This is a genomic window from Saccharothrix australiensis (assembly GCF_003634935.1).
Taxonomy (GTDB): domain Bacteria; phylum Actinomycetota; class Actinomycetes; order Mycobacteriales; family Pseudonocardiaceae; genus Actinosynnema; species Actinosynnema australiense.
The window spans coordinates 6,045,418-6,066,817 of sequence record NZ_RBXO01000001.1 but is presented as its reverse complement, the minus strand read 5'-3'; the positions used below and the strand labels follow the sequence as shown (position 1 = coordinate 6,066,817).

Annotated in this window: 23 protein-coding genes; 14 read left to right on the top strand and 9 right to left on the bottom strand. The window is 73.9% G+C overall.

The features are described from left to right. Positions 1-52 precede the first annotated feature (52 nt). Together C8E97_RS25580 and C8E97_RS25575 are read right to left on the bottom strand one after the other, a co-directional pair. Complete coding sequence (locus tag C8E97_RS25580; protein ID WP_121008001.1) at positions 53-2,536, bottom strand: DEAD/DEAH box helicase; 2,484 nt, start codon at positions 2,534-2,536, stop codon at positions 53-55. Between the two features lie 96 nt (positions 2,537-2,632). Next, positions 2,633-3,238 (bottom strand): uridine kinase family protein, encoded by a 606-nt coding sequence (locus C8E97_RS25575; protein ID WP_246019157.1) that lies wholly within the window; start codon positions 3,236-3,238, stop codon positions 2,633-2,635. A gap of 156 nt (positions 3,239-3,394) precedes the next feature. Here C8E97_RS25575 and C8E97_RS25570 point away from each other — a divergent pair, with 156 nt between their 5' ends. The 6 genes from C8E97_RS25570 to C8E97_RS25545 all read left to right on the top strand — a co-directional run bounded on the left by C8E97_RS25570 (position 3,395) and on the right by C8E97_RS25545 (position 7,075). Further along, entirely contained in the window at positions 3,395-4,000 is a 606-nt protein-coding gene (locus C8E97_RS25570) for a hypothetical protein (protein ID WP_147455227.1), read from the top strand. After that, a complete protein-coding gene (locus tag C8E97_RS25565) occupies positions 3,997-4,263 on the top strand; it encodes a WXG100 family type VII secretion target (protein ID WP_121007998.1) in 267 nt (88 codons plus the stop codon). Before C8E97_RS25570 ends, C8E97_RS25565 begins: the two co-directional genes overlap by 4 nt. Beyond that, positions 4,256-4,885, top strand: coding sequence for a hypothetical protein (locus C8E97_RS25560; RefSeq protein WP_121007997.1), 630 nt, complete (start codon positions 4,256-4,258; stop codon positions 4,883-4,885). The genes C8E97_RS25565 and C8E97_RS25560 overlap by 8 nt, the downstream gene beginning before the upstream one ends. A gap of 11 nt (positions 4,886-4,896) precedes the next feature. Next, on the top strand, positions 4,897-5,397 hold the full coding sequence (locus C8E97_RS25555; protein ID WP_121012361.1) for a hypothetical protein: 501 nt from the start codon (positions 4,897-4,899) through the stop codon (positions 5,395-5,397). Between the two features lie 128 nt (positions 5,398-5,525). Beyond that, on the top strand, positions 5,526-6,392 hold the full coding sequence (locus C8E97_RS25550) for an SDR family NAD(P)-dependent oxidoreductase (RefSeq protein WP_121012358.1): 867 nt from the start codon (positions 5,526-5,528) through the stop codon (positions 6,390-6,392). A 62-nt stretch (positions 6,393-6,454) separates the two neighbouring features. Further along, positions 6,455-7,075, top strand: coding sequence for a TetR/AcrR family transcriptional regulator (locus tag C8E97_RS25545; RefSeq protein ID WP_211347134.1), 621 nt, complete (start codon positions 6,455-6,457; stop codon positions 7,073-7,075). Between the two features lie 117 nt (positions 7,076-7,192). Here the strand turns inward: C8E97_RS25545 and C8E97_RS25540 are convergent, their stop codons facing one another. Next, positions 7,193-7,978: a helix-turn-helix transcriptional regulator gene (locus tag C8E97_RS25540; RefSeq protein ID WP_246019156.1), complete on the bottom strand. Its 786-nt coding sequence runs from the start codon at positions 7,976-7,978 to the stop codon at positions 7,193-7,195. A 158-nt stretch (positions 7,979-8,136) separates the two neighbouring features. On the opposite strand from C8E97_RS25540, the gene C8E97_RS25535 reads away from it, so the two are divergent. Next, the gene (locus C8E97_RS25535; protein ID WP_121007994.1) at positions 8,137-9,483 is read left to right on the top strand and encodes a replication-associated recombination protein A; all 1,347 of its coding nucleotides are present in this window, start codon (positions 8,137-8,139) and stop codon (positions 9,481-9,483) included. Between the two features lie 65 nt (positions 9,484-9,548). Continuing rightward, a complete protein-coding gene (locus tag C8E97_RS25530) occupies positions 9,549-10,280 on the top strand; it encodes an SAM-dependent methyltransferase (RefSeq protein WP_170211992.1) in 732 nt (243 codons plus the stop codon). A gap of 181 nt (positions 10,281-10,461) precedes the next feature. On the opposite strand, the gene C8E97_RS25525 is transcribed toward C8E97_RS25530, so the two are convergent. The 3 genes from C8E97_RS25525 to C8E97_RS36595 are packed head-to-tail and all read right to left on the bottom strand — an operon-like array spanning position 10,462 to position 12,733. Next, on the bottom strand, positions 10,462-11,394 hold the full coding sequence (locus C8E97_RS25525) for a ferredoxin family protein (RefSeq protein ID WP_121007992.1): 933 nt from the start codon (positions 11,392-11,394) through the stop codon (positions 10,462-10,464). Positions 11,395-11,410: 16 nt separating this feature from the next. After that, a complete protein-coding gene (locus tag C8E97_RS25520) occupies positions 11,411-12,601 on the bottom strand; it encodes a cupin domain-containing protein (RefSeq protein WP_121007991.1) in 1,191 nt (396 codons plus the stop codon). 9 nt (positions 12,602-12,610) lie between these two features. Further along, positions 12,611-12,733: a hypothetical protein gene (locus tag C8E97_RS36595; protein ID WP_281275464.1), complete on the bottom strand. Its 123-nt coding sequence runs from the start codon at positions 12,731-12,733 to the stop codon at positions 12,611-12,613. Positions 12,734-12,946: 213 nt separating this feature from the next. Here C8E97_RS36595 and C8E97_RS25515 point away from each other — a divergent pair, with 213 nt between their 5' ends. From C8E97_RS25515 to C8E97_RS25490, 6 genes are all read left to right on the top strand, one after another. Continuing rightward, the gene (locus C8E97_RS25515) at positions 12,947-13,339 is read left to right on the top strand and encodes a DUF948 domain-containing protein (protein ID WP_121007990.1); all 393 of its coding nucleotides are present in this window, start codon (positions 12,947-12,949) and stop codon (positions 13,337-13,339) included. Continuing rightward, complete coding sequence (locus C8E97_RS25510; RefSeq protein ID WP_121007989.1) at positions 13,336-13,602, top strand: hypothetical protein; 267 nt, start codon at positions 13,336-13,338, stop codon at positions 13,600-13,602. The genes C8E97_RS25515 and C8E97_RS25510 overlap by 4 nt, the downstream gene beginning before the upstream one ends. Before the next feature lie 63 nt (positions 13,603-13,665). Beyond that, the gene (gene alaS / locus C8E97_RS25505; protein ID WP_121007988.1) at positions 13,666-16,338 is read left to right on the top strand and encodes an alanine--tRNA ligase; all 2,673 of its coding nucleotides are present in this window, start codon (positions 13,666-13,668) and stop codon (positions 16,336-16,338) included. After that, positions 16,325-16,840 carry a Holliday junction resolvase RuvX gene (gene ruvX, locus C8E97_RS25500; RefSeq protein ID WP_121007987.1) on the top strand — a complete coding sequence of 172 codons (516 nt, stop codon included), beginning with the start codon at positions 16,325-16,327 and terminating at the stop codon, positions 16,838-16,840. Before alaS ends, ruvX begins: the two co-directional genes overlap by 14 nt. Then, positions 16,837-18,048 carry an endolytic transglycosylase MltG gene (mltG, locus tag C8E97_RS25495; protein ID WP_121007986.1) on the top strand — a complete coding sequence of 404 codons (1,212 nt, stop codon included), beginning with the start codon at positions 16,837-16,839 and terminating at the stop codon, positions 18,046-18,048. The genes ruvX and mltG overlap by 4 nt, the downstream gene beginning before the upstream one ends. A gap of 2 nt (positions 18,049-18,050) precedes the next feature. After that, entirely contained in the window at positions 18,051-18,887 is an 837-nt protein-coding gene (locus C8E97_RS25490) for a shikimate dehydrogenase (RefSeq protein ID WP_121007985.1), read from the top strand. Between the two features lie 105 nt (positions 18,888-18,992). Here C8E97_RS25490 and C8E97_RS25485 read toward each other — a convergent pair whose 3' ends face one another. From C8E97_RS25485 to C8E97_RS25475, 3 genes are read right to left on the bottom strand one after another with little or no spacing between them, the layout of a single operon-like run. After that, on the bottom strand, positions 18,993-19,262 hold the full coding sequence (locus C8E97_RS25485; protein ID WP_121007984.1) for an HPr family phosphocarrier protein: 270 nt from the start codon (positions 19,260-19,262) through the stop codon (positions 18,993-18,995). Positions 19,263-19,292: 30 nt separating this feature from the next. Beyond that, complete coding sequence (locus tag C8E97_RS25480; protein ID WP_121007983.1) at positions 19,293-20,609, bottom strand: PTS transporter subunit EIIC; 1,317 nt, start codon at positions 20,607-20,609, stop codon at positions 19,293-19,295. Then, a complete protein-coding gene (locus C8E97_RS25475; RefSeq protein ID WP_121007982.1) occupies positions 20,606-21,376 on the bottom strand; it encodes a GntR family transcriptional regulator in 771 nt (256 codons plus the stop codon). The genes C8E97_RS25480 and C8E97_RS25475 overlap by 4 nt, the downstream gene beginning before the upstream one ends. Positions 21,377-21,400: the final 24 nt, after the last annotated feature.

Below are 21,400 nucleotides of genomic sequence, written 5' to 3'. Positions count from 1 at the left end.
GACATGCTGGTACCCCGGCCGACGCCGGAGTACCACCGGATGGACCGAAGCGCTACAGCCTGCCGACTTCGGTGATCCGCACCGCGGCCGTGCCCAGCTCGTCGGACGCGGCGAGGTCGACCTCGGCGGTGAAGCCCCAGTCGTGGTCCGCGGCTGGGTCGTCGAAGACCTGCCGGACGACCCAGCGGCCGGGCTCCTCGGTGATCACCAGCAGGGCCGGGCCGCGCGCGTTCGGGCCGAGGCCGATCTCGTCGTGCTCCTCGAAGTACGGCTCCAGCGCGTCCGCCCAGTCCTCCGCGCCCCAGCCCGCGTCGCCGTCCAGCTGCCCCAGCTCGTGGTAGTTCCGGCGCGCCGCCAGCTCGACCCGGCGGAACAGGGCGTTGCGCACCAGCACCCGGAACGCGCGCGGGTTGCGGGTGACCGCGGGCGGCGCCTCGTCCAGCACGGCCCCGGCGTCCTCGGCGCCCGGATTGCGCAGCTTCTCCCACTCGTCGAGCAGGCTGGAGTCCACCTGGCGCACCAGCTCGCCGAGCCACTCCACCAGGTCGTTGAGGTCCTCGGTCTTCGCGTCGCCCGGCACGGTCTGCCGCAGCGCCTTGTACGCGTCGGCGAGGTAGCGCAGCACCAGGCCCTCGGAGCGGGCGAGCTGGTAGTAGGACACGTACTCGCCGAACGTCATCGCCCGCTCGAACATGTCCCGCACCACGGACTTCGGCGACAGGTGGTGGTCGGCGACCCACGGGTGCCCGCGCCGGTAGGTGGCGAACGCGGCCTCCAGCAACCCGGCCAGCGGCTTGGGGTGCGTGACCTCCTCCAGCAGTTCCATCCGCTGGTCGTACTCGATGCCGTCGGCCTTCATCGCGCCGATCGCCTCGCCGCGCGCCTTGTGCTCCTGCGCGGACAGCACCTGGCGCGGGTCGTCCAGCGTGGACTCCACGATCGACAGCACGTCCAGCGCGTAGCTCGGCGACTCGCGGTCCAGCAGGTCGAACGCGGCCAGCGCGAACGGCGACAGCGGCTGGTTGAGCGCGAAGTTGACCTGGAGGTCGACGGTCAGCCGCACGTGCGGCCCGTCGCGCTCCACCACGCCCGCCGCCAGCAGCGCCCGGTACATCGAGATGGCGCGCAGGATGTGCCTGCGCTGCGCGGGCCGGTCCTCGTGGTTGTCCTCCAGCAGGTGGCGCATGGCGGCGAAGGTGTCGCCGGGGCGGCCGATCACGTTGAGCAGCATGGCGTGGCTCACCGCGAAGCTGGACGTCAGCGGCTCGGGGTCGGCGTTCTTGAGGCGCTCGAAGGTCTGGTCGCTCCACGAGACGAAACCCTCGGGCGCCTTCTTGCGCACGACCTTCCGCCGCTTCTTCGGGTCGTCGCCCGCCTTCGCGAGCGCCTTCTCGTTCTCCACCACGTGGTCGGGGGCCTGCACGACGACGGTGCCCATCGTGTCGTAGCCCGCGCGGCCGGCGCGGCCCGCGATCTGGTGGAACTCACGGGCCTTGAGGTGCCGGGTGCGCGTGCCGTCGTACTTGGAGAGCGCGGTGAACACCACCGTGCGGATGGGGACGTTGATGCCGACGCCGAGCGTGTCCGTGCCGCAGATGACCTTCAGCAGACCCGCCTGCGCGAGCTGCTCGACCAGGCGGCGGTACTTGGGCAGCATCCCCGCGTGGTGCACGCCGATACCGTGGCGGACGAGCCGGGACAGCGTCTTGCCGAACCCGGAGGTGAACCGGAACCGCCCGATCATGGCGGCGATGGCGTCCTTCTCGGCGCGGGTGGCGACGTTGACGCTCATCAGCGACTGCGCGCGCTCCAGGGCGGACGCCTGGGTGAAGTGGACCACGTAGATCGGCGCTTCCCGGCCGTGCAGCAGCTCCTCGATCGTCTCGTGCAGCGGCGTCGTCACGTACTGGAAGTTCAGCGGCACCGGGCGCTGGGCCGAGCGGACCGTCGCGGTCGGGCGGCCGGTGCGGCGGGTCAGGTCCTTCTCGAAGAACGTGACGTCGCCCAGCGTCGCCGACATCAGCACGAACTGCGCCTTCGGCAGCTCGATCAGCGGCACCTGCCACGCCCAGCCGCGATCGGGCTCGGAGTAGAAGTGGAACTCGTCCATGACGACCTGGCCGACGTCGGCGTCCGCGCCGTCGCGCAGGGCGATGTTGGCGAGGATCTCGGCGGTGCAGCAGATGATCGGCGCGGACTCGTTGACGCTGGCGTCGCCGGTCATCATGCCGACGTTCTCCGCGCCGAACGTGTCGATGAGGGCGAAGAACTTCTCCGACACCAGGGCCTTGATCGGCGCGGTGTAGTAGGTGCGCCTGCCCGCGGCCAGCGCGGCGAAGTGCGCGCCGAGGGCGACCAGGCTCTTGCCCGAGCCGGTGGGCGTGCTGAGGATGACGTTCGAGCCGGAGACGATCTCGATCAACGCCTCCTGCTGCGCGGGGTACAGCTCCAGGCCCCGGCCTTGCGCCCACTCGGCGAACGTTTCGTAGAGGAGGTCCGGGTCGGCGGTGGGCGGCAGCAGGTCGGTGAGAGTCATCGCAGGCAGATCATAGGGGTAGCGCCGGCCGGTGGCGGTCGGCGCACGTGGCCCGGTGCGCCGCGCGGACGGCAGGCGGTGGTCCGGTGGGGGTGGTCAGCGGGTGTTCGCGGCACCGCCGTGGTGCTCGGCGACGACGGCCGCCGGCGCGGCGGCCAGCTCGGCGCGCGCCTGCTGCGGGGTCAGCCGGCGCATCCCGGCCGTGACGCAGCGGCGCACCAGGGCGGGCTGCTCGCGCAGCAGCCGCAGCCCGCGGCGGAGCAGCAGGGGTACGGGCTTGCGCGCCTCCGCCACGTCGCGGGCGAACCGGCGCGCGAACGTGACGAGGGCGTCGGGCGCCAGCACGATGGCGTCCCGCAGCACGCCCGCCTCCCGGCAGCCCGCCACCAGCCGGTCCGCGAACAGGCCCTCGGCGATGAACGGCCCCCGCGCCTCCACGACGCGGCACCCGACCCGCCGGTCCTCGCCGAGCGCGTAGACCGGCGCCTCCACCCGGCCGGTGGTGGCCAGCCCGACCACCGCCCGCAGCGCGTCGCCGGTGTTCCACGACTCCTCGGCGTCCCAGTCGGGGCGGCCCGCCTCGTCGCGCGGCAGCAGCGGGTCGTCGCCCTCGCGGTAGAAGTCGTCCAGGCGGAGCACCGGCCAGCCCAGGTCGGCGGCGAGGGTGGACTTGCCCGAGCCGGACGGACCGGCGAGCAACACGACGCGTGCGTGAACGGCGGATGTCGGCACGGGGCACGATTCTCGCACGATCGGGGAACCGAGGTGACGTCACCTTTGTCCGATCGTGCACCGGTGGTGCTCCCGTTGTGCACCCGACCTGGTCTTCCGGCGGCCGGGAACGCCACGATGTGCGGCATGCGAAGGGTGCGCGGCGTCGAGGACCCCGAGCGGTCGCGCGAGCGGCCGGCCGACGACGGACCGCGACGGCACGCGCCACCACCGACGGTCGCCGCACCGGGGCACCGGCCCGAACCGCGGCTGACGCCGGGCGGGCGCGGTGGGCGCACGACTCCGGCGGCGGGCGGCTCGACCTTCGGCGCACCGGGTCTGCCGGACGGCGCGGCCGTGCCCGACGGCTACGCGGCCGGCTCGACCGGCGCGCACGGCGGGTCGGGCTACGGCGGGTTCGGGCATGGCGGGTCCGGGTACGGCGGGTTCGGGCCGGGTGGGCCGTCCTGGCCCGGCAGGGGCGCGCAGGGCGGGCTCGGCCACGGCGGGTACGGGTACGGCGGGTATGGCCCGCCGGGGCCCGGCGGCTCGACGGGCGTGCTCGGCGCGGTGCCCGGCGGCGCGGCGGCGCGGGGCGGCGTCGGACCCGCCGGCGTGGGGGGCCCGCAGGGGTTCGGCATGTTCCCGCCGGTCGCGGGCACCGGCCGGGAGGAGCACCGCGCCCGCGACGACCACGGCCTCGACCTGCTCGACGACCTGCGGCCCGCGTGCCCGCCCGTGCTCGGCGAATGAGCGGTGGCTTCCGGGTCGACCCGGACGAACTGGCCGGGTTCGCCGACCGGCTCGCCGACGCGGCCGACGAACTGGGCGCGGTGCGGTCCGCGCTGGCCGAGCCGGTCGGCGACCTGGGTCCGGGCGGCATCGCGGCGGCCGTGACCGGCTTGCTCGCGGAGTGGTCGGACACGGTGCGGGGCCTGGACGTGACCGGGGTCGCGGAGTCGGTGCGCGCGGCGGCCGCCACCTACCGGCAGGCCGACGAGCTGCGCCGTGACTGACTACCGGGGCCTGGGCTTCGACCCGGTGCCGGGCAGCGCGGAGGCCGTCGCGGCGGTCAGCGCGCGGTGCTCGTTCGACGTGGTCGTGCCCCGCGTGCCCGACGGGTGGACGGGCGCGGCGGCCGACGGACTGGCCACGCGGTTGGCGGCGGTGGTGTCGGAGCTGGCGGAGGTGCGGCGCGCGATGCGCGGTGCGGCGGAGGTGCTCGACTCCTGGGCCACCACCCTGCTGGACAACCAGCGGCGCGCCGAGGAGCTGGACCGGCGGGCCGTGCGGTTGCGCCGCGACCTCGCCGAGGCCGTCGACGAGGTGGACCAGGCCGGTGCGCTCGCCGGCCTCGCCCCGGCGCACGCCGAGGCGCACGCCGCCGTGGCCCGGCACGACGACCTGGTCGGGCGGCTGGACGAGGTGCTGGGTGAGGCGCGGCTGCTGGCGCGGGACCACCACGCCGAGGCGGGCCGGGTCGCCGCGCGGCTGCGGTCGGAGGAGGCGTCCGCGCTGTCCGACACCCTGACCGGCTTGTCGGCCGCCACCGCCGAGCTGGCGTCGGTGCTGCTCGGCGCACCCGTGACCGCCGCACCGCGCGGCGCGGCGGCGGCGTTCGCGGCGGGCCTGGGGTGAGGCTCGCCCCCGTGCCGGGCGTCACCCCGGTGGCACTCGGCTCGCCCGGACGCACCGCCGCGGAGCTGCTGGCGGTGCTGCGCCGGGTCAAGGGCTCCCGCGAGCCCGGCCTGGAGGTGTCGGCGGCCCGCGCGGCGGAGCTGGCGCACCGGCACGGCTGCGGGCTGCTGGCGGTGGTCGAGCACCGCGACGCGGACCCGGCGCTGCTGATGGCCGCCGTGCTGCCGGTGGACCGGTCCGCCGACCCCGCGCTCGGCCTGCGCCTGGACGGGCCGGCGATCCGGGACGTCACGAAGGGCGTGACCGCGACCGGCTGCCCGGTCGTGATCGTGGAACGCATCCCGGTGACCGGTTCCGGCGCGCAGCTCCAGGTCGTGGTGACCGACCCGGCGCGGCCGCGCGTCGCCGTGTTCACCCTGCACTCGCCGACCGGGCGCGGGTGGCTGGACGTGGCCGGGCTGGCGGGGCGCTTCGTGTCGGGGATGGAGTTCCAGCGGCCCGAGTCCCGGTGAGGCGGCCCTCGCGGTGCGCTGACGCGATCGAGCCGTCCGCTCGGTGATCGGCGTCACACCTGCTCTCGCTTTTTGCGACAGAAAGTCGTAATCTTGACGACAGGTCGTCGTAAAAAGGGGTGCACGCCGTGACGGAGCAAACCCGGAAGCTGGTCGTCGTGACCGGAGCCTCCACGGGCCTGGGCGCGTCGGCCGCCCGCGAACTGGCTGGTCGGGGGTTCCACGTCCTGGCCGGCGTGCGGCGCGACCGCGACGCCGACGCCATCCGGTCGACCGGCGTCGAGCCGGTCACCCTCGACATCACCAAGGCCGAACAGGTGGCAGCACTCGCCGCGCGGGTCGCCGACGACCCGCGCGCGCTGCACGCGCTCGTCAACAACGCCGGCATCCAGGTGAACGGACCGGTCGAAGCCCTGCCGATGGCGCAGTGGCGGTGGGTGTTCGAGGTCAACCTGTTCGGCCACATCGCCGTCACCAGGGCGCTCCTGCCCGCGCTGCTGCGCGACAAGGGGCGGGTGATCACCATCAGCTCGATCGGCGGCAAGGTCGCCCTGGCCACCTACGGCGCGTACGCCGGCGCGAAGTTCGCCCTGGAAGCGGTCAGCGACTCGCTCCGCCGGGAGGTCGCTCCGCTGGGCGTGCGGGTGGTCGTGGTCCAGCCCGGCGGCGTCCGCACGGAGATGGCCGCCCGCGGGATCGCGACGGCGAACGACCTGGCCGCCCGGATGACGCCCGAGCAGGACGAGCGCTACGGCGACCTGGTCCGGGCGACCAACGCGCTGATGGCCTCGGGCACCGCGGCGGGCGTGACCGCCGACGCCGCCGCACGGGTCGTCGCGAAGGCCGTGACGACCCGCAGACCGCGCACCCGCTACACCATCGGCCTGGACGCCGCCCTGATCACCCGCCTGGCCCGAGTCCTGCCCGACCGCGCGCTCGACCGCATCGCCGCCGCCAACCTGCGCCGCCACCACCCGCCGGGAACCACCGCGTGACCCGCGCGACCTCCGACCCGCGCCGGATCACCGGCTCGGAGCGGTGCGCACGGGGAACCGCGATGGGAGAGGATGACCGGGTGCCGCGGATCCGGGGAGCCAGCATCGAGGAGCACCACGAGATGGTGTGGGCCGCCCTCGCCGAGGCGCTGCGGCAACTGCTGCTGGAGCGCGACTACGACTCGATCAACATGGGCCACATCGCGGCCAGGGCCGGGCTCGCGCGCAACACGCTCTACAACTACGCCCACGACAAGAGCGCGCTGGTCCTGGCGCTGACCCGACGGGCGGGCCGCCCCGCGGTCGAGCGCGTGACCGAGGTCGCCGCGCGGTCCGCGGAGCCGGCCGCGGACCGGATGCGGGAGATCATCGAGGTGGTCCTGGAGTCGTTCCGGGACCGGACCATGCAACTGGTGTTCCGGCCGGGCTCCGGCGCCCCTGTCGCCGAGGGGCCGGACAAGCCGTTCCACGCGATCGTGGTCGCGGTGGAGGACGTCGTCCGGGACGGCATCGCGCGCGGGGAGTTCCGCGACGTGGGCGACGTGCACCTCGTGGTGGAGCTGCTGTCCGGTGTCATGCGCGCGGGCGCCGAACGCATCGGTCGAGACCCGGCCGCCTTCGCGGCCACGGTCCGCGCGGCGCGGGAGATCGTCCTCGCGTCGCTGGCCCGCGGCCAGGGGTAGAACCCGTCGAGCTGAGCCCGGAACAGCACGGCGTCCGCACCGCCCGACGCCTCCCGGCCGCCACCGCCACCACCCGGCGCAACCGCCGACCGGACCCGTCACCCGGTTCACGGGCACCTACGGCCACCGACCCGGTCGCGCGCCACCCGTCCAGCGGCCCCGGAACTCGCTCGGCGTCCGGCCGACCACCTGCCGGAACGTCCGGGAGAAGTGCGCGGCGCTGACGAAACCGCAGTCGCGGGCGATCTCGCCGATGCCGCGCCCCGCCTTCGCCGGGTCGCACAGCAGCGCCTTGGCCCGGTCGACGCGCAGGCCCCGGATGCGCTCGGACACGCCCTGGCCGTCGTCGAACAGCTGGTAGAGGCGGCGGCGCGAGATGTGCAGCGCCCGCGCGATCACGTCCGCGCCCAGGTTCGGGTCGGACAGGTGCTCGCGCATGAACTCCAGTGCGTCGCGCCGGCGCGCGGCGGGCGAGTCCACCCGCTCCAGCTCGGCCTTCAGCGCGCTGCGCAGCACGAGTTCGGCCAGCCCGAGCAGGTGGTGCGCCAGGCCGTGCGGGTCCAGCACGTGCGCGGCGGGGAGGACGTGCGCGACCGCGCCCGCGACCACCGAGCGCAGCGCCGCGTCGGCCGGCACGGGCCGGAACATCAGGGGCTTCAGCTCGGTGAACCCGATGGTCAACCGGGTCTCGGCGACGGTGAGCAGCACCGCGCCTGCCGGCACGACGTGCAGCGAGCAGTCGGGCAGCCGGAGTTCCACGCCGCTGTTCGGCAGGCCCTCCGGCACCGCGCAGCCCACCAGCAGTTGGATGTGCTCGGGCGGACCGGACGTGCCGTTGAGCGCCGCCCTGGCCGCGGCGGCGCCCGATGCGCGCACGGTGAGCAGCCCGCCGGCGACCTCCACGGCGGTCAGCGTACGGCCCGCCGGGCTCGCGCGGACCCGCCGACCGCGAGGGCGACCGCCCGTGCGGTGCCGAGCCGGGCCGACACCGCCGGCCGGTGCGCGGAACCCCGCCGCACGCCCGGCCGGCCGGGCCGCGCCGGGCGACTACAGTCGAACACGTGGACGAAGGGCTGTTCGACGAGGGTTTGTTCGGCGTGGGCGAGGAGGAGCGGGCGCAGCGGATCGCCGCCAACGCGCCGCTGGCCGTGCGGATGCGCCCGCGCACGTTGGACGAGGTGGTCGGCCAGGGCCACCTGCTCGGACCGGGCGCCCCGCTGCGCAGGCTGGTGGAGGGCTCCTCGCCCGCGTCGGTGCTGCTCTACGGCCCGCCCGGCACCGGCAAGACGACCCTCGCCACGCTCGTGTCGCAGGCCACGGGCCGCCGGTTCGCGGCCCTGTCGGCCCTGTCGGCGGGCGTGAAGGAGGTGCGCGCGGTCATCGACGAGGCGCGCCGCCGCCTGGTCCGCTCCGGCGAGTCGACCGTCCTGTTCATCGACGAGGTGCACCGGTTCTCCAAGACGCAGCAGGACGCGCTGCTCGGCGCGGTGGAGGACCGGATCGTGCTGCTGGTCGCGGCGACCACGGAGAACCCGTTCTTCTCGGTCGTCTCGCCGCTGCTGTCCCGGTCGCTGGTGCTCCAGCTGCGGCCGTTGGGCGACGACGACGTGCGCGCCCTGGTCCGCCGGGCCGTCGCGGACGAGCGCGGGCTGGGCGGGCGGGTCACCCTGGAGCCGGCCGCCGAGGACCACCTGGTGCGGCTCGCGGGCGGCGACGCCCGGCGCGCGCTGACGGCGCTGGAGGCCGCCGCCGACGCGGTGGCCGGCGCCGGGTCGCTGGACCTGGCGACGCTGGAGGCGACGGTCGACAAGGCCGCCGTCCGCTACGACCGCCAGGGCGACCAGCACTACGACGTGACCAGCGCGTTCATCAAGTCCATCCGGGGTTCGGACGTGGACGCGGCGCTGCACTACCTCGCCCGGATGATCGAGGCCGGCGAGGACCCGAGGTTCATCGCGCGGCGGCTGGTGATCCACGCCAGCGAGGACGTCGGCATGGCCGACCCGACCGCGTTGCAGACCGCCGTGGCCGCCGCGCAGGCCGTGCAGCTGATCGGGCTGCCCGAGTGCGCGCTGCACCTGGCGCACGCGACCATCCACCTGTCGACCGCGCCGAAGTCGAACGCGGTGACGGTCGCGATCGGCGAGGCCGTGGCCGACGTGCGGAAGGGGCTGCTCGGCACGGTGCCCGCGCACCTGCGGGACGGCCACTACGCGGGCGCGGCGAAGCTGGGCAACGCGCGGGGCTACCGGTACCCGCACGACGTGCCGGAAGGTGTGCTGACCCAGCAGTACCCGCCGGACGACCTCGTGGGCCGCGACTACTACGCGCCGACCGGGCGGGGCGCGGAGCGCCACCTCGCCGAGCGCCTGCCGAAGCTGCGCCGGGTGGTGCGGGGCCAGGAGTGACCGGGGGAGCCGGCGCCGGCGTAAATCCGGTGCCGATCAGGGCCGCGTCTGCGACGGTGTGCGCCGTGACTACCGCTCCGCCCGCCAACGGACACGCCCTGCTCGACTTCAACTCGCCGCTGTCCGACGCCAAGTCGTACGACCTGATCGCCTCGCTCGCCCCGCTCACCGGCGGCACCGTCGTGGACTACGGCTGCGGCTGGGCGGAACTGCTGCTCAGGGCGGTGGAGCACGAACCGGGCGCGACGGCGCTGGGCGTGGACTCCGACGAGCGCGCCATCGAGCGCGGTCGGGCGAACGTCGAGGCCCGCGGCCTGGGCGGGCGCGTGCGGCTCGACCTCGCGGACGTGACGACCTGGGAGGCCCCGCCGGCGGACGCGGTCATCTCGATGGGCGCGTCGCACGCGTGGGGCGGCACCCGTGCCACCCTGGACGCCATGCGCTCCCGCCTCAAGCCGGGCGGGCGGCTGCTGCTCGGCGACGGGTTCTGGGCGGCCGAGCCGAACGCCCGCACGCTGGAGACCTTCGACCGCGACGAGTTCGAGCCCCTCGACGGGCTGGTGGACCTGGCGCTGGCCGCCGGCTTCCGGCTGCTCAACCTGACCACCGCCACGTCGGACGAGTGGGACTCGTTCGAGTCGCGCTGGTGCGCGAGCCGCGAGCGCTGGCTGCTGGAGCACCCGGACCACCCGGAGGCGGACGAGGTGCGGGCGATCGTGGACGAGCACCGCGACGGCTGGCTGAAGGGCTACCGGGGCGTCCTCGGTTTCGCCTACCTCACGCTGGTCCGCCGGTAGGGACCCGCCGTCCCGTCCGGCCGGGGATACCGGGCGGGGCGGCACCCGCCCGCTCCCGGTACGACCACGCCCGGTACGACCGCAGGCGACCCGACCGGCCCGCGAGCCGGTGCCCGGCGCGCCCGACCGGCCCGCGGAGCCGGCGCGCCCGACCGGGCCGGTGCCCGGCGCGCCCGACCGGTCAGACGCCGGCGAGGATCTTGATGGCCTTCGTCGTGAAGGCGGGCGGCTTGATCGACGACGAGCACCGGCTGCCGCCGCTGGGCCGGACGTCGTTGCGGTGCACGGTCACCTCGTAGGCGTGCCCGGCGGTCCGCACGGTCACCGCCCACGACTCGCCGTCCGGCGCCTCCAGCGGGCGCTCCTCCACGGCCAGCGCGGCGTCCAGCCCGCGCAGCCCGAACTCCTTGCGCACCACGATCTCCGCGAACTGCGACCACGGGCTCGGCGCGGTGGTCCGGCCCCGCAGGTGCTCCGGCAGGACGTGCCCGCCCACCGCCGACTTCGCGATCAGGCTCGCCTCGTTCGGGTCGAGCTGGCCGTGCATGAACCCGTCCGGCACCACCAGCAGGTTGCCCGCCCAGCGGTCGCCACCGACGTGGCTGACCTCCCACGCCCGTCCGGGGTGGTTCTCGCCCAGCACACCCGCCAGCGGCCGGCCCAGCACCGCGCAGCACACGTCCTTCGTGCCGTGCGTGCAGACCAGGAACAGCGGGCCGTCGACGCGCTCGCCGTGGCCGGGCAGGCCCGCCGCCACCGCGGCGAGGTCGAGCGAGGCCAGTTCCGCGAGGTCGGCGACCTCCAGCCGCTCCAGCCACCGGTTGCCGGGCACCCCGCTGCCCACGTACACCGCGCGCGGCGCGGACGGGTCGCGCCGGTGCTTGCCCGGCCGGCGGATGAGCAGCGGCCGGAGGCCAGCCGCGCGCAGGGGCTCCAGCCGCTCGGGCGGGAGCACCGGCGCGAGCGTCCGCTCCACCGCGTCGACCGGCCACGGCCCCGGCTGCTCGACCAGCAGCCAGGACCTCATCCGCGTCGCGGTGCCCGCCGGGCTGCTGCCGAGCAGCCGGGTGACCACCGCGCAGCCAGGCAAGCCGTCCGGACTTACGTTAGGCATACCTAAGCTTATCGGATCATTCGGGTGCCAGTAGACCCTGAGTGACCAATTCTCCGAGCAGTGCTCGCACTGTCACCCGATCGAGGGCGGGCGCTCCGGCGTCCACCAGTGATTTCACCGAGTGCCGCGCGCTGCCGGCCAACCGCTCCAGCACGGGCCTCGCCGCCGCCGCGAACACCAGCCGCCTGCCCGCCGCGGCCAGCGTCACCGTCGAGGCGTCCGAGGTGAGCACGGCGCGCGGGGTGAGCAGGCGCACCTCCGCCTCGTCGCCGGGCGGCAGGAGCTCGCGCGTCGCCGTCCACGGCAGCCCCATGACCGACATGGCCGGCCCGTGGGCGTCCCGGTCGGCGAGGAACCGGCCGACCACCCCGCCGTCCATCAGCTCGGCCACCCGCGCGCGCAGCACGTCGGCGTGCGCCGCCTGCTCCTCGGGGGTGGCGAACCGGGGCAGGTCCGCGCGGAACACCTCGTCCGCGCGCAGCCGGTCGGCCAGCCACGCCACCAGGTCCACGCCGGTCGCCCGGTTGAACCCGATGGTCAGGTGCAGCGACTCCTCGCCGATCGCCGAGACGTCGTGCCAGTGCCCGCGCGGCACGTACAGGACGTCGCCGTCCTCCAGGATGAAGTCGTCCAGCGGCTCGTCCGACGGCGGCTCCGGTTGCGCCACGTCCCGCTGCAACGGCGCGGGCCGCGTCGGGCCGTGCACCCGCCACCGCTTGCGGCCGGAGACCTGCACGATGAACGCGTCGTGGTCGTCCCAGTGCACGTCGAAGCCGTGCGTGACGCCCCACCCCGCGTACAGGTTGACCTGCACCCGCTCGCGCAGCTCGTGCTCCAGCGACACGGCCAGCTCGTGCACCGACCCGACCAGCTCGTTGACCGAGTCGAGCACCAGGGTCGCGCCGCCGCGCATCCGCTCCGCGAACGCGGCGGGCAGCAGCCGGGCCACCGGACCGGTGCGCCGGGTCTCCACCAGCTCCGAGTAGGTGTGCGCGGGCACGACCTCGCCGTCCTGCGCGAGCCGCACCCTGGGGAACTCCAGGCGGTGCTCCCGCAGCACCCGGTTGACGTCCGCCCAGCTCAGGAGGTCGGCGAACCGCCCGGCCCGTCCGGGGAACCGGCGGTGCCCCCGACCCTGCACCGTGTGGAAGAAGCGGCTGACCCCGACCGGTGCGACGAGGTCAGCCAGCGCGTGCCCCACGCCCATCGCTCGGTGCTAGTCGTTGTTGTCGTTCTCGTCGCCGCCGGTCTTCAGCCGGTCGACCGCGCCGGTGAGCGCCTCCGCGCTGAGCAGCAGGCCGCTGGACGGCGCCTCGTGGGTCTCGATCTCCTGTGCCATGCCGTGTCCTCCTCGCTGGATGGGAACAGCGAAGATCACGGTAGTGCAGCGGAACGGCCCTGGTCATCGGTCATCCGAGTACTTCTCACATGCGCGCGGGCTGCCGATCGGGGGGTTCCGGCAGGCACAACGGTGATCCACCAGAGGTCATTCGGGCGACACGCGGTAACCTGGGTCGCCCACGCACCCAGCAAGCCCTATTCAGGAGGATCCGTGTCGCCAGGGCAGATCGCCGCGCTGGTCGTCGCCGGCGCGTTCGTGCTGCTGGTGATCCTGCTGGCCGTACCGCTGATCAAGCTGGGCCGCACGCTGGACGAGGCCACCATCGCGATCCGCAAGGCGCACCAGAACAGCGACCCCCTCTTCACCGGCGCGAACACCACGATCACGCACGTGAACACCCAGCTTGAACGGGTGGACGGCATCACCGCCAACGCGCGCGCGGTCACCGGCAACGTCTCCGCGCTCACCTCGCTGTTCACCGCCACCCTGGGCGGGCCCCTGGTGAAGGCCGCCGCGCTGTCCTACGGCGTCAGCAAGGCCATCCGGGCGCGCCGCAGCGCCGCGCAGGCCCCGAAGAAGCACTCCCGGCGAGGTCGGCGATGAGGCGGCTGTTCTGGTTCGGCCTCGGCATCGCCGCCGGCGTGTTCGCCACCCGCAAGGCGGGCCAGGCCGCGCACGCCGCCACCCCGGCGGGCATCGGCGCGAACGTCGGCGAGGGCCTGCGGGAGCTGGCCGGCGCGATCGGCTCGTTCGGCGCGGAGGTGCGCGCCGGGATGTCCGAGCGCGAGCAGGAGCTGCACGACACCGTGGAGCGGCAGACGGGCTTCACGCCGGGTCGTCGAGCGCGCAGGGCGAACGACCGCTAGGGGTCGTTCGCCTCGCCGTGCCCGATCCGCGCCCGAACCCACTCCGTGATTGAGGACAGACCCGTGCAGACCCACGAGATCATCAAGCGCTTCCGCGAGCACTTCGAGCGCGCCGGCCACACCGTCGTGCCCAGCGCGTCGCTGATCCTGGACGACCCGAACCTGCTGTTCGTCAACGCCGGCATGGTGCCGTTCAAGCCGTACTTCCTCGGTGAGGCCCCGGCGCCGTACAAGCGCGCCACCAGCATCCAGAAGTGCGTGCGCACGCCCGACATCGACGAGGTCGGCAAGACCACCCGCCACAACACGTTCTTCCAGATGGCGGGCAACTTCGCGTTCGGCGACTACTTCAAGGAAGACGCCATCCGGCTGGCCTGGGAGCTGATCACCGGCGCGCAGGAGGACGGCGGCTTCGGCTTCGACCCCGAGCGCATCTGGGTCACCGTCTACCTCGACGACGAGGAGGCCATCGGGCTCTGGCAGCGGATCGCCGGCCTGCCGCCGGAGCGCATCCAGCGCCGGGACGGCAAGGACAACTACTGGGACATGGGCGTGCCCGGTCCCGGCGGGCCCTGCTCGGAGATCTACTACGACCGCGGCCCCGAGTACGGCGCGCCCGGCGGCCCCGTGGCGGACGAGGACCGGTACCTGGAGATCTGGAACCTGGTCTTCATGCAGGACGTGCGCGGCGAGCAGAGCCCCAAGCTGGGCCACCCGCCGATCGGCTCGCTGCCGAAGAAGAACATCGACACCGGCATGGGCGTCGAGCGCGTCGCGGTGCTGCTCCAGGGCGTGGACAACGTCTACGAGACCGACCTGGTGCGGCCGGTGATCCAGGCGGCCGAGGAGCTGTCCGGGCGCAAGTACGGCGACAACCCGGTGGACGACGTGCGGTTCCGCGTCATCGCCGACCACGCCCGGAGCGGCGTGCTCATCGTCGGCGACGGCGTCACCCCCGGCAACGAGGCCCGCGGCTACGTGCTGCGCCGCCTGCTGCGCCGCATCGTCCGCTCCGCCCGCCTGCTGGGCGTGACCGAGCCGGTGCTGGTGCGGTTCGCCGAGGTCGTCCGGGACGCGATGGGCCCGACGTACCCCGACCTGGTCAGCGGGTTCGCCCGGATCGCGCAGGTGCTCAAGGCCGAGGAGGACACCTTCCTGCGGACCCTGGAGTCCGGGTCGCGGATCTTCGACAACGCCGCCGCAGAGGTCAAGGCCGACGGCCGCGCCACGCTGCCCGGCGACAAGGCGTTCCAGCTGCACGACACCTACGGCTTCCCGATCGACCTCACCCTGGAGATGGCCGCCGAGGCGGGCCTGACCGTGGACGAGGACGGGTTCCGCAAGCTGATGGCCGAGCAGCGCGCCCGCGCCAAGGCCGACGCGGCGGGCAAGAAGACCGGCCACGGCGACCAGACCGTCTACCGCGAGCTGCTCGACCTCGGCGCGACCGAGTTCACCGGCTACACCGAGCTGGCCTCCGAGGCCACCCTGCGCGGCATCATCCGCGAGGGCAAGCGGGTGCGGTCCGCCAAGGAGGGCGAGATCGTCGAGGTCGTGCTCGACCGCACCCCGCTGTACGCCGAGTCCGGCGGCCAGGAGAGCGACGCGGGCACCATCGTGTCCGGCGGGGCCGAGCTGGAGGTCGTCGACGTCCAGAAGGTGGCCCGCAAGCTGTGGGTGCACCAGGTGCGGGTGCTGTCCGGCGAGATCGCCGAGGGCGAGCACGTGGAGGCCCGCGTGGACCCGGAGTGGCGCGTCGGCGCGCGCCAGGGCCACTCCGGCACGCACGTCGTGCACGCCGCGCTGCGCCAGGTGCTCGGCCCGTCCGCGCTCCAGAGCGGCTCCTACAACAAGCCGGGCTACCTGCGGCTGGACTTCGCCTGGACGGGCGGCCTGTCCGAGGAGGCGCGCAGCGAGATCGAGGAGGTCTCCAACCTCGCCGTCCGCCGCGACCTGCCAGTGCGCGTGGTCTACACCGACATGGGCGGCGCCCAGGAGATGGGCGCGGTCGCGCTGTTCGGCGAGACCTACGACGAGACCGTGCGCGTGGTCGAGATCGGCGGCCCGTGGTCGCGCGAGCTGTGCGGTGGCACGCACGTCGAGCACTCGTCCCAGATCGGACCCATCACGGTGATCGGCGAGTCGTCCGTCGGCTCCGGCGTGCGCCGCCTGGAGGCGTACGTGGGCATCGAGGCGTTCCAGTACCTGGCCCGCGAGCGGGCCCTGGTGCAGAACGTGGCCTCCCTGCTGAAGGTGCCCGACGCCGAGGTGCCGGCCAGGGTGGAGGCCCTGGTCGAGCGGCTGCGCGCGGCGGAGAAGGAGCTGGAGCGCGTCCGGTCCGCCCAGCTCCTGTCGAGCGCCGGTTCGCTCGCCGAGCAGGCGCTGGACGTGCGCGGGGTCGCCGTGGTGGCCGTGGCGCTGCCCGGCGGCGTCGCCGCGGGCGACGTGCGGACGCTGGCGGGCGAGGTGCGCAACCGGCTGGGCGAGCGGCCCGGCGTGGTCGGCCTGTTCGCGCCGGACGGCGACAAGGTGAGCTTCGTGGTGGCCACCACCGCCGCGGCCCGCTCGCTGGGGCTCGCCGCCGGGAAGCTGGTGCCCGCGTTCGCGCCCGCCGTCGGCGGCCGGGGCGGCGGCAAGCCCGACCTGGCCCAGGGCGGCGGCACCAACCCCGCCGGGGTGGACGAGGCCCTGGCCGCCCTGCGCGCCGAGGTGGACCGCGCCGTTGAGCAGCACTGACCGGCCCGGCGTCGACGATCCCGGCCTCGGCAGGAGGCTGGGCGTCGACGTCGGGGCGGTGCGGGTCGGCGTCGCGGTCAGCGACCCCGGCGCGTTCCTGGCGACCCCGCTGGTTACCCTGGCCAGGGACGAGAAGTCCGGTCGGGACCTCGCGGACCTGGTCGGGCTCGTCGCCGAGCACGACGTGGTCGAGGTCGTGGTCGGCCTGCCCCGTACGCTGGCCGGGCGACACGGGCCGGCGGCGGAGGCGGCGTCGGCGTACGCTGCGGCGTTGGCCGAGCGGGTCGCCCCGGTCCCGGTGCGGCTGCACGACGAGCGGCTGACCACGGTCACGGCGAGCCGGGTGCTCGCCGAGCGCGGTGTGCGCGGCAAGAGGCAACGTGCCGTCGTGGACCAGGCTGCCGCGGTCGAGATCCTCCAGTCCTGGTTGGACGCACGGGCACGACACGTGGCCCGCTCCGCCGATGAGGAGCAGGCCCCCGGAGCGAAGGACCGCACGTGAGCGACGACCTCGGGTTGTTCAGCGAACCTGACGTGCACCAAGACGAACGACCGCGCGGCGCCAAGGCCGCCCGCCGCGCCGAGGTCCGGCGCAAGCGGACGATCCTGTGGGTCGTGGTCGCGCTGGTCCTCGCGGGCGGTGGCGTCGGCGCGTACTACGGCTACCGGACGCTCAGCGGCATCGGGTCGTACGACGACTACCCCGGCACGGGCGAGGCCGACGTGGTGGTCGAGGTCAAGGACGGCGACCTGGTCACCACCATCGCCACCACGCTGCGCGACCAGGAGGTCGTGGCCAGCACGCGGGCGTTCACCGAGGCGGGCAAGGGCGACTCGCGGGTCACCGCCATCCAGCCCGGTTTCTACCTGATGAAGACGAAGATGTCCGGACAGGCTGCGGTCGACCGGATGACCGACCCGAAGGCCAAGGTCGTGCCGCTGGAGGTCCGGGGCGGGAACGTCCTGCACGACATCACCGGCGTGGACGGCAAGGTCACCAAGGGCATCCTGTCGATGCTGTCCGACGCCTCGTGCGCGGAGCTGGACGGCGTGCGGAAGTGCGTCAGCCCGCAGGAGCTGCGCGACGCGGCGGAGAACGCCGACGCGGCGGCCCTGGGCGTGCCGGACTGGGCGCTGGCCGACTTCAACCGCGCGCCGCGCGAGCACCGCCTGGAAGGTCTCATCACGCGCGGGCTCTACCACCTCAAGCCGGGCGCGTCGGCACCGGAGCTGCTCAAGAGCGTCATCGAGACGTCGAACACGCGCCTCCAGGGCTACGGCATCCCGGCGGGCACCAGCGGCACGGGCTTCCGGCCGTACGAGGTGCTGGTGATCGCCTCGCTGATCGAGAAGGAAGGGCTGGAGAAGGACTTCGCCAAGATCTCGCAGGTGATCTACAAGCGCCTGTCCATCGAGCAGATCCTCCAGTTCGACTCGACGGTGAACTACAAGCTGGACCGCCCGATCGTCACCACGAGCGACGAGGACCGCGACCGCTCCGGCCCGTACAACACCTACAAGGTCAAGGGTTTGCCGCCGACCCCGATCGGCTCGCCGAGCCGCGAGGCGATCAGGGCGGCGATCAGCCCCGAGCCCGGTCCGTGGCTGTACTTCGTGAAGTGCCAGAAGGACGGCACGACGTGCTTCTCGGAGAACTACGACGAGCACCGGCGGCTGTCGGACAAGGCCCGTGCGGAAGGTGTCTTCTGACGGTGGTCCGCCAAGCCGCGGTCATCGGCTCCCCGGTGGCCCACTCGTTGTCGCCCGTGCTGCACAACGCCGCTTTCGCGGCCCTGGGCCTGCCGTGGACCTACACGCGCGTGGAGTGCGACGCCGAGGGCGTCGAACCGCTGGTGCGCGGCCTGGACCCGTCGTGGGCCGGTCTGTCCGTGACCATGCCGGGCAAGCGGGCCGCGCTGGCGGTCGCCTCCTCGGTGACGCCCCGCGCGGCGCTGGTGGGCGCGGCGAACACGCTGGTGCCGGTGGCCGACGGCTGGCGCGCCGACTGCACGGACGTGGACGGGGTGGTGGGCGCGCTGCGCGCCGCGTGCGGGTTCACCGGCGGGTCCCGCGCCGTGCTGCTGGGCGCGGGCGGCACCGCGACGGCCGCGCTGGTGGGCTTGGCCTCGCTCGGCGTGCCGTCGTTCTCGCTGGTGGTCCGGTCGCCCGAGCGCGCCGCGGAGTCGGTGGCGTGCGCGGAGCGGGCGGGCGTGCGGCTCGACGTGGTCCCGTGGGACGGCGCGGACTTCGCGGCGCTGGCGGCGTCCTCGGACGTGCTGGTGAGCACCGTGCCGACGGCGGCGACCGAGCCGGTGGCCGACGCGTTGGCGGAAGCGCCCTGCGTGCTCGACGTCGTGTACCACCCGTGGCCCACGCCGCTGGCGCAGGCGGTGGAGCGGCGCGGTCGCACGTCGGCGACCGGGCTGGACATGTTGCTGCACCAGGCTTTCGGCCAGTGCGAGCAGTTCACGGGCCGCCCCGCGCCCCGCGCGGCGATGCGCGACGCGTTGCGGGCGGCGACCGACGGGGTGCTCCCGCTGCCGCTGTGAGCGTCCGCGGGCGCGGTGCTCCCGCGGACCGCTGCCCCGGCACGACACGACCGCGGCCCTGCTCGCGCGAGGGTGCGAGCAGGGCCGCGGGCCGGTGGGGAGGGATCAGCCCTCGTCCAGGTCGGAGGCGATGAGTTCCGCGATGGCCTCCAGCGCGGCGTCCGCGCCTTCGCCGTCCGCGGTCAGCACGACCTCGTCGCCGTGCATCGCGCCCAGTGTCATCAGGCCGAGCACGCTGGCCGCCTCGACCGGTTCGCCGCCGTCCTTGTGGATGGTGACCTTCACCGGCTGGCCGGCCGCGGCCTTCGCCAGCAGCGCGGCAGGGCGGGCGTGCAGTCCCACCTTGCTCGCCACGGTGACCCGTCGCTCAGGCATGATCCGTCCTTTCGTTGTGGTGCACCGTGCTCAGGACGCGGTAGCGCCCTCGTCCTTGGCGTTCCTGCGCTTGTTCTTCCGGTCGGGGTCACCGGCGCCCTCGACGACGCTCGGGTCGTCCTCCGGGTCCTCGCTCTCGTCGCGGCCCGGCGTCTTCAGGTTCCACTTGGTGATGATGAAGCGGAACAGGAAGTAGTACACCACCGCGTAGACCAGCCCGATGCCGACGAGCAGGAGCGGCTTGGTCGCGATGCCCCAGTTGAGCACCATGTCGAACAGGCCGGCCGAGAAGTTGAAGCCGTCGTGGATGCCCAGCGCGTTGGTGATCATCAGCGAGGTGGCGGTGAGGAACGCGTGGACCACGTACAGCGGCCACGCCACGAACATGAACGCGAACTCCAGCGGCTCGGTGACGCCGGTGAGGAACGCGGTCAGCGCGGCCGAACCCATGATGCCGGCGATCAGCTTGCGCTGCGCCGGGCGCGCGGTGTGCACGATCGCCAGCGCGGCGGCGGGCAGCGCGAACATCATGATGGGGAAGAAGCCGGTCTGGAAGGTGCCCGCGGTCGGGTCCTGGGCCAGGAAGCGGGTGATGTCGCCGTGGACTTCCTTGCCGGTCGCGTCGGTGAACGTGCCGAACTGGAACCACACGACGTTGTTGATGATGTGGTGCAGGCCGAGCGGGATCAGCAGCCGGTTGACGAAGCCGAAGATGCCGGCGCCGACGATGGTGCTGCCGGTGACCGCGTTGCCGATGGAGGTGATGCCCGCGTTGAAGATCGGGTAGATCAGGCCGAGGAGCACGCCGACCACGATCATGGTGGCGGCGACCAGGATCGGCACGAACCGCCGTCCGCCGAAGAACGCCAGGTACGGCGGGAGCTTGATCTTGTGGAACCGCTGCCACAGCAGGGCGCTGATGAGGCCGACGACGATGCCGCCGAGCACCCCGTAGTTGATCAGCACCGGTTTGGCGGTGGGGTCGGTCGGCTGGTCGAGCACGAACGGCGACAGCGCCTTGAAGACGCCGTTCAGCACCAGGTGGCCGACCACGGCCGCGAGGGCGGTGGAGCCGTCACCCCGGCGGGCGAAGCCGATCGCGATGCCGACCGCGAACAGGATCGGCAGGTTGTCGGTGATGGCACCGCCGGCGGCGCCGACGACGGCCGACACCTTGTCCAGGCCCAGCCCGTCTTTGCCGAGCAGGTCCGCTTGGCCCAGCCGGACGAGCAGACCTGCCACCGGCAGCGCGGCGATCGGCAGCATGAGGCTGCGGCCGAAGCGCTGGAGCGTGGCAAGCCCCTTGATGTCACGACCGCCGACCGCCTGTGGGGCGCTGGCGCTCATGGGTTACCTCCCTTGGCGGAGAACGGGCCGGATTCCGGGTCGGTCCGGTCCAATTGCATGGTCACCTGGTAGAGATCGCCCCGGTACCAGGACGTCGCGTCCTCGACGGGCCGCCCGGCCGAGCTGGCCACCCGGCGGAAGACGAGGAGGGGGCTGCCCGTCCGGATGCCCAGCAACCTCGCGGTCTCCGGGTCCGCGCCCTCGGCCCAGACCGTCTGCTTGGCGTGGTCGAGCTGCACGCCGTAGGTGTCGGCCAGCAGGGTGTAGAGCGAGCCGGTCAGGTCGTGCCGGTGCAGGTCGGGCAGGATGCGCGGGTGGTACCAGCCCCGTTCGACGGCCAGCGGCACCCCGTCGGCCCGGCGGAGCCGGACGAGCCGGCACGCGGGTTCGTGGGGTGGCAGGCCGAGCGCGGTCGCCGCGGCGGGCGGCGGCACCTCGTCGGCGCACCGGTGCACCTCGGTCGCGGGCACGAGCCCGCGCCTGCGCATGTCGTCGGTGAAGGACTCCAGGTAGAGCTGGACGTCCATCCGGCGGCGGGCGGTGAAGGTGCCCCGGCCCTTCGCCCTGGTCAGGAGACCTTCGGCGACCAGCTGGCCGACCGCGGCGCGCACCGTGATCCGGGAGACCCGGTACTGCCGCGCGAGGTCGCGCTCGGAGGGGATGGGCGCGCCGGGCGGCAGCTCCTGCTCGGCCATGCGCCGCAGGATGTCCCTGAGCTGGGCGTGCTTGGGCTTGGGCCCGTCGACGATCACATCGTTGCGGTTCATGACACCTCCCCGTGCTCGCGCACT